This is a genomic window from Thermocladium sp. ECH_B (assembly GCA_001516585.1).
In the GTDB taxonomy this organism is placed as follows: Archaea; Thermoproteota; Thermoprotei; order Thermoproteales; family Thermocladiaceae; genus Thermocladium.
Genome location: LOBW01000087.1, coordinates 1 through 7,016, shown reverse-complemented (window position 1 = coordinate 7,016; position 7,016 = coordinate 1). Strand labels below are relative to the sequence as shown.

The window sequence follows — 7,016 nt, the reverse complement described above, 5'->3', positions numbered from 1 at the left end:
AGTGCTCATTACTTGAGTATGGGTGATTCCACTTATAAAGATTCTGAAGGGGTGGGAGGATAATTTCTTTCTCGTTATTTGGGCGGAGGCAGGTACTCATCCTCCTTGCTGGCCTGCTCCTTTATCCTGGTGAGCACGTTGGGTTTTAGCACTTCCTCTATTGCTTGGGTTCCGGTTCCGCTTCTTATTATTGATTCGAATAATTCCTTCTTGAACGCTATTGGTACTTCCTCTATGAATCCGCGCGCATCTATTCTGGCTCTTGGGAATTCCCCTAGTATTCTCTTGGCTAATTCATCTGGTACCTCCACCTCTATCACTTTTAGGTAGCCGCCGTATAGGTCCTTCACCTTATTCTCTAGGTTGGTTCCCCTTATTCTATTCATTCTTGACTTATCCAGCACCACGGCTATTTTGTACGTCATTTGTTGCTCACCTCCATGGGCTCTAGATCCACCTCTAGTTCATTTTCTTTCAGCTCTAGATATCTTTTATTGACAAATGGGTAATTAAATTGACGCCACCACTTAACTATCACTTCATAGACCTCCGGCCTAAATATTATGGTGGGGGGCTCAATGCCCTCCGCTATTAATCCACGCACGAAGCTACCGCTGAACCTCTCCGCCTTATCCCTATGCCCACAGGACTCGCTGTAGGCTATTTCACCGCAGACCGGACAGTACCAGAACTCTTGAATATTAACTGGCCGAATCTTAAGCCCCTTATCCAAATCATAGGGCGGAGCGGGAAGCCCATAACTCGGTATTCCCCTGCTCCACAGCAACTGCGTAGCGTATGGATCATAGTAATCCCCCACAGCAGCATGATCCCTCCCAAACATGTGATGCGTGCAGCCCATGTTTTGCCTAATTATTCCGTGAAGAAGCGATTCAAGGGGGTTCCCATACCTCATGTCCCAGAGAGTCATCGTTACTAAGTGCCTCGTTGGCTTTATGTAGCCGAACTTATTGACCGCTTCATGCCCCTCAAGTATTGCCTCATCCACGAAGTCCCCCAGTCTCTTTGCCCCTATTATGGCATTAACCAGTATCCCGTTGCATGGCTCAATATCGCCCAGGAATGCTGCCTCCTTCATCAAGTGCTCATGCCCAGTGTGAGGCACGTTCCTCGTCTGGTGAGCGATCACCGTTCTCCATCCCCTCTTTATGAATTCCTGCCTAGACCTGTTTGGCGGGTACCAGAACCTATCGTACGGTGAGCGTAGCCGCGGTTCATTTATTATATGCACCTTACCCCCTATAGCGGTTCCAGTCATGTTGGCATAAATGCTCCAACCNGGGTGTTTCTCATCGAATTGCTTCTTAACTACCTCGGGATTCTTATCCGGCGTCCCAAAGGTCCTATTGGCTAGATCCTTGGGATCAAAGGTCCAGACCTCCTCTATATCAATCACGGCAAAGGGCCTCCCCTTCAGGTTGAGGAGGAGCCTATCGCCCTCCTTCACCCCCAACCTATTTAGATCATGTGGATCTATATCGAATATTATCGGGAATGGGAATATCCATCCGCTGAGCAATCTCCGTTCCCTCAACACGCTTTCAGCCTCGTTTCTAGTCATGAATCCATCAAGCGGGCTAAAGAAGCCATAGGCTATTGACATAACCTCCCTATACGCGTTACGTATTGGTACCCCAGTTCTACGGTCAATCGTTGGCCTTATGTCGTATGAGGGGCAGCCGGCAGCCATCTTTGCGCCCTCCTCCCTATCGACAACTGCATCGATTAATTTGCCGCCATGAGGAGGCGGAGCACTTAATTTCAGACTCATGCTCCTCACCTCACTATGTCTATGACGGGGACTGTCCAGAGGGACCATTCCCCGGTCTTGGCATTGTAGCGGGAATTCACGAATNCCCTCCAATGATCATCATCAATGGCCGGGTAATCCGATCTAGTGTAGTATCCAGGCCACCTAGTTTCCTTCCTGTAAAGCATGTGTCGTATAATGGCTTCGGCTGTGAGTATCCTGTGCCAAAGCTCCCATGTCCTCAGCAATTGATGATAATCCTCGGCAACGGCATACTGATTAAAGTCCTCCTTTAGGTACAGGAGCAACTGTAATCCCCTATTCAGTAATTCCTCATTAGTGGTGTACCAGGAACCCCAGCCGGCCGCGTATTCATCCATTAATTTCTGGAGCCTGCTCAACCCATGCCTGTACCACATCATGTTGGGCGCAACGGTGCCGGCCGTTATCATGCTTCTCCCCTCCTGGAATCTATGGAGTGGCTCATAGNTTCTATCCCGCAAGTTACTTACGTGATCCTTATCTATGGAGGGCCTATAATCACTATGGTCCAGAATATACTTGACGGCTGCCTTCGCGGCTATCCTGCCCTCCGTGAATGAGCCGGACGAGAATTTATGCGGGGAAGCTCCACACGCGTCTCCAGCCACGAAGAGCCCATCAATGGTCGTCATCCTATTATAGCCCCAATTATATTGATGCCCTCGATCATCCGGTCCATCTATTTTCTGGGGAGCTATATCGCTTGGCCCGCTCGCCCATGCGCCGTTCTCCGTGGCGTGGGATCCCATTGCGTATGGCTCGGATGGAAGGATCTCGGATGGCTGCTTCATTGGATCTATGTTTTGCCCAGCCCACACAAGTGCCTGGCTTATAGTCATGTCCAGGAAATCCTCCCACCCCACCTCCTCATTATCAGGAGTCAGCACTTTCTCGGTATGCATATATATTGGACCTCTCCCCGCCTTCAACTCCATTAGGCTAGCGAGGACCCTTAGGTTAGTTGGGGTGGGCACTGCATCGGCGTAGTTTCCCTTCCCATTATAGAGCCGCCGTATCTCGTCCTTATGCAGCTCAAACGAGTCTTGCCCCAATGCATTGGTTTGCTTAGCCTTTAGGAGGAGTTGCCAAGCCCCTACGGGGCCGTAGCCATCCTTGTATCGAGGCACGCTGAACCTAGCCTCCATCATGGTCATGACGGCGCCGGCCTCAATCAATAATCCATAGGCGCTCCCGCTCGCCCAGGGCGGGTACCATGTTCTTCCCCTTCCCTCATCAGTTGATCTTGGCCTATATATGTGGGACCCCCCACCCGCAGCAACTATTACTGCCTTTGATCTAAATATGTAGAAGGTTCCATCTCTGACATTGAATCCAATGGCTCCAGCCACCCTGTTACCATTATTGGCATCCATCAATAGGTGGGTCACCATTACTCTATTGATGACTTCGGTGGCAGCCTTTTGAGCGGCCTCGGCGACTATGGCCTTATAGGACTCCCCATTAATCATTACCTGCCACTTCCCCTCCCGCACGTAGCATCCCGTCTTGTCGTTCCTCCATATGGGTAAGCCCCACTCATCAAAGAGGTGAACAGTGGAATCCACGTGCCGCGCCACGTCGTAGACCAAGTCATCCCTCACTATTCCCATTAGGTCCGTCTTAACGTACTTGACGAAGTCCTCCGGAGTGTTTTCCTTGCACTTCATGCCGAGGTAAGTATTAATCGCGGAGAGACCCATTGCGACAGCTCCGCTCCTATTTATGTTGGCCTTCTCCACTATCAGTATGCTGCAGTTGCGGCACCAGTACCTTGCCTCCCAAGCCGCCCCTGTCCCAGCCATTCCGCCTCCTATTATTAATATATCGGTATCTATTTGCCTAGTTCTCATGGATCACCGCCTCCCTTGGTTTCGGTAATTCAGGAACGTAGAGTTTATCTGGCTCGGCCGATAAGTACTCATCCATTAATTTGCCCCTAGCGGGTTCAGCGTATGCTTGCGGAGGCTTTATGGATCCCCATGGAGTGGTCCGTATCGGGAAAACGAATTCCTTAACTGTGCCATTCCTATACTTAATCTTCCAGTAAACCTTGTTCTCCTTCTCATCGCGCAGCACTGATATGCTGTGCCCCATTGGAACGAAGTCCGCATAGCCCCTCACATCCATGGCGTATCTATGGCATACCTTAACACAGTTAAAGCACTCCCAGCACATGTCTGGCTCCGCATTATACGCCTTCCTGGTCTTGGGATCGAAATGCATTATGTCGCTTGGACATATATCGACGCAATCACCGCATCCAACGCACCTAGATGAGTATACGAGCGTCGGCACCTGGATCACCTCTCCGCCCTCGCCTTAGGAATGGGGAGGCGGGGCTCCTTACCGCTTCTTCTCCCCATTCTCTCATATATGGCCCAAATGGGTTGATACAAGGCGTGGGAGAACTTGGTGAAAGGCATTGTAACGAAGAGGCTTGCCACGAAGATCATGTGAATCCAGAACGCCACTGCCAATGCTTGCTGCCACAGTATCTCAGCTGCTTCTAGGATGAAGCCTGTAATCACCGTGAGCGTCAGCATTGCTAGGAACCAGTCAGCGCTGGTTAAGCGAGTCGCCGGCTTATCCCCCCTGTACCTAGTCGGTACATAGATGCCTATCCCAATTAAGCAAAGGATTCCCCCCAACATGCCAATGCCTGCCATCAATGTGAAGCCCCATGGTCCAAGGTAGTAGGCCGGAATGAATTCGGTGCTGGTTACCCACTTATCAGTTGCGAATCCAATTATCGTGGCCGCCAGCAGGAATAGGAATCCATAGAATATTAATAGGTGAGCACCCCTCTTCACCCTGGTTCTGCGTTCATAGTAAGCGCCTTGGTGGCAATCCGAGAGGGGCGCCGCCGCCAAGACATCCAGGAAGAGTGCCTCAAGCGCGGCCTTAATGAATGCTGAGCCTGTTCCCTCCCTAGTGATCGGGCCAATTGCTGGATAAATATCGTACTTCCTAATGGCNCCGCGACGTATCTCCACGGCGAAGCCTATAACCATTGCAAGCAGCAGCATTATGGCTCCGTAATCCACCCATGCATGTGGGATGGGTAATTCAAGTTGCATGTCTTCACCGCTTACAGCTTAAATCAGGGGAGTAGCTAAGTCTTGAGGATCATCAAACGCAATAATCGAAATAACGTCTTACAATTATAAAAACAACTGACCTCCTCCCCGCCCTTTAGGGGCTCCATTAGGGCCGATAATGGATTCATGGTTTACCGCCCCCCTCATCACTTCATTGCTGGTGGGGTTCACCCCGCTCCATTCGTCCAGCGGTGGATCATGGGCTGGGCCCTCAACCCATTACCCCTATCCCTCACGGAAAGCTCCCTTCTCCCAGTTCCTCGGGACTCGGGGATATGTATGATGTTTACTGAGCCATTTGGATCAGCATTTATGGTCCTCCCCATGCGGGGCACTTAAACAAGCCACGCTNAACGCGCCTATCCTCGTGGACCTCCCCACACAGGGAACAAGTCTTAGAAGCCCAAGCCTCAAAACCCTAACGACTTTAATCCCTAATTCCTCCCCCACCTTCTCAAAACGCTTAATGGTATCTCTATTTAATGTTATATAAGGGGGAGGCATCCCACCCTTAGAAAGGGCGTGGTTTTATCTTTAGTTCGTTTCATTCATTAATTTCTCGCTATGTTCATTGGATACAGCTTAAATATGGGGCCATGCTTATCTTTTTCATGTCTATAATAGTCACTGGGGGAGCGGGGTTCATTGGTTCCCATGCCGTGGATGCATTGGTTAGGATGGGGTTCTCCATTAAGGTGATTGATAACTTCAGTAGCGGTAGAATGGAGAACCTATCACATCACTTGGGGAACCCCAGAGTAACCATATCAAGGCTGGATCTAAAGGATGGGGATTTATCGCGGGAATTAAGGGGCGCCACCGCAGTGCTTCACTTCGCGGCTAATCCGGAGGTTAGGGTCAGCACCACTAATCCCGACATTCATTTCCGGGAGAATGTGGTGGCCACGTTTAACCTGCTTGAAGCCATGAGGATCAGCGACGTTGGTGAATTGGTATTTGCATCGAGNAGCAGCGTTTATGGCGAGCCCCCTGAAATACCTGTGCCCGAGAATGCACCCATTAGGCCCGTCTCCGTTTACGGCGCAAGCAAGGCATCTGGGGAGAACTTGATTCACGCCTATTCAAAGCTGTATGGGATTAGGGCAGTGGCCATGCGGTACGCGAACGTTGCTGGCCCCAGGTTAAGGCATGGAGTTGTGCCGGACCTCATGCTGAAGCTAGCCAAAAACCCGAGGCAACTGGAGATCCTGGGGGATGGAACACAGGTCAGGAGCTATATTTACGTTGAGGACGCGGTGGAGGCAACCATTCTAGCCTGGCAACGCAGTAAATCAAGCTTCGAAGCATTCAACGTGGGCTCCGAGGACTGGGTCACCGTTAATGACATAGCGAGGCTAATAATTAAGGAACTGGGCTTAACCGGCGTTGGGCTCACCTATAAACCGGTTATGCATGGCGTTGGGTGGCCAGGCGACGTGAAGAAGATAGCGCTAAGCATTGATAAGTTGAAGTCAATCGGCTTCAAGCCCCGCCACAATAGCGTGGAGTCACTTGAATTAACCATTAGAGCACTTAGATCGGAGCTCGGCGTGAATCCCCAAGCCAGTTAACTTTAATAATGAGGCCCTCATGGCTCCTTCATGGTTGATGAGCCGAGCTATGAATTATCGTTCAGCCTTAGGCACGTGGCTGCAGTGCTCGATGGATCAAGGGCATCGCTGAGGGCTCTCCCTGTCCTAAAGGACTTCGCCCAGAGATACGGATCGCGAATAACAGTGATATATCAAGGCAGCGACGATGAATTCCTATCCCTCGTCAAGGAATCCATGAGTGGGGCAGGCATAACTTACACCGTGGAGAAGCCCAGCGACTTGCTGGAGTTCATTAGGAACAAGGCCCCCGACTTATTGGTGCTTCCCCTCGAGGGCAGGACCGGCGCCGAGGCGCTTGAGTCGGCTGGACCAATACTCAGCGCCCTGGCATACACCGAGTCAAGCATATTAGTGCTGAGGTACTAGTTCATTAATTAGGTTCGCCGCCGTTCTCAATGCCTTAAGCTTCTCCAGCGATACCTTATACGCCTCCTCGATATCCCCCGACTCCGTCCTAAGGGACCCAAAACCGCAGTCCGGCTTCACGGCGAA

Annotated in this window: 8 protein-coding genes; 2 read left to right on the top strand and 6 right to left on the bottom strand. The window is 50.9% G+C overall.

Translation table 11 applies throughout. The features are described 5' to 3' along the window. Positions 1-74: 74 nt before the first annotated feature. From AT710_08700 to AT710_08675, 6 genes are all read right to left on the bottom strand, one after another. The gene (locus AT710_08700; GenBank protein ID KUO90604.1) at positions 75-425 is read right to left on the bottom strand and encodes a hypothetical protein; all 351 of its coding nucleotides are present in this window, start codon (positions 423-425) and stop codon (positions 75-77) included. Next, the gene (locus AT710_08695; protein KUO90605.1) at positions 422-1,792 is read right to left on the bottom strand and encodes a sulfate adenylyltransferase; all 1,371 of its coding nucleotides are present in this window, start codon (positions 1,790-1,792) and stop codon (positions 422-424) included. Before AT710_08695 ends, AT710_08700 begins: the two co-directional genes overlap by 4 nt. Positions 1,793-1,797: 5 nt before the next feature. Next, positions 1,798-3,663, bottom strand: coding sequence for an adenylylsulfate reductase subunit alpha (locus tag AT710_08690; GenBank protein ID KUO90603.1), 1,866 nt, complete (start codon positions 3,661-3,663; stop codon positions 1,798-1,800). Then, positions 3,653-4,108, bottom strand: a complete 456-nt coding sequence (locus tag AT710_08685; GenBank protein KUO90602.1) for an adenylylsulfate reductase — start codon at positions 4,106-4,108, stop codon at positions 3,653-3,655. Before AT710_08685 ends, AT710_08690 begins: the two co-directional genes overlap by 11 nt. Before the next feature lie 5 nt (positions 4,109-4,113). Continuing rightward, on the bottom strand, positions 4,114-4,890 hold the full coding sequence (locus AT710_08680) for a hypothetical protein (protein KUO90601.1): 777 nt from the start codon (positions 4,888-4,890) through the stop codon (positions 4,114-4,116). Between the two features lie 324 nt (positions 4,891-5,214). Beyond that, positions 5,215-5,415: a hypothetical protein gene (locus AT710_08675; GenBank protein ID KUO90600.1), complete on the bottom strand. Its 201-nt coding sequence runs from the start codon at positions 5,413-5,415 to the stop codon at positions 5,215-5,217. A 107-nt stretch (positions 5,416-5,522) separates the two neighbouring features. Between AT710_08675 and AT710_08670 the strand changes: the two genes are divergently transcribed. Then, complete coding sequence (locus AT710_08670; protein ID KUO90599.1) at positions 5,523-6,482, top strand: UDP-glucose 4-epimerase; 960 nt, start codon at positions 5,523-5,525, stop codon at positions 6,480-6,482. A gap of 30 nt (positions 6,483-6,512) precedes the next feature. Beyond that, a complete protein-coding gene (locus AT710_08665; protein ID KUO90598.1) occupies positions 6,513-6,890 on the top strand; it encodes a hypothetical protein in 378 nt (125 codons plus the stop codon). Positions 6,891-7,016: the final 126 nt, after the last annotated feature.

What these genes read in the sequence shown, in the direction of transcription:
- AT710_08700 (KUO90604.1), bottom strand. Translation starts at nt 425, where the DNA reads ATGACGTACAAAATAGCCGTGGTGCTGGATAAGTCAAGAATGAATAGA.
- AT710_08665 (KUO90598.1), top strand. Translation starts at nt 6,513, where the DNA reads ATGGTTGATGAGCCGAGCTATGAATTATCGTTCAGCCTTAGGCACGTG.